This is a genomic window from Roseovarius nitratireducens, from assembly GCF_002925845.1.
GTDB lineage: Bacteria > Pseudomonadota > Alphaproteobacteria > Rhodobacterales > Rhodobacteraceae > Roseovarius > Roseovarius nitratireducens.
Map to the genome: position 1 here is coordinate 1 of NZ_PDNI01000082.1, position 362 is coordinate 362.

Sequence of the window (362 nt, forward strand, 5' to 3'; positions counted from 1 at the left end):
CGGCAAATTCTAGAATGGTTAGTAGAGTTAAGATTAAAAATGTAATTAAGGCTGTAGGGATGTTAATTGATAGTAGAGCTAAAGTTGCTCCTCCGATAAGATGGATTAGTAGGTGGCCGGCTGTAATATTAGCGGTTAGTCGAACTGCTAAGGCTATTGGTTGAATAAATAGACTGATTGTTTCGATAATAATTAATATAGGAATTAAAGGGATAGGTGTTCCTTGGGGAAGAAAATGGGCTAGAGCAGATTTTGTTTTATTGCGGAATCCTAGGATTACTGCTCCGGCTCAAAGGGGAATTGCTATTCCTAGATTTATTGATAGTTGTGTTGTTGGAGTAAACGTGTGTGGTAGAAGACCT

1 protein-coding gene is annotated in these 362 nt (G+C 38.1%); it reads right to left on the bottom strand.

The genetic code is table 11. The features are described from left to right. Nucleotides 1-277, bottom strand: a 277-nt coding sequence (locus CRJ03_RS20620) for a F0F1 ATP synthase subunit A (protein ID WP_369126390.1), incomplete at its 3' end; no start/stop codon positions are given. Nucleotides 278-362 lie beyond the last annotated feature (85 nt).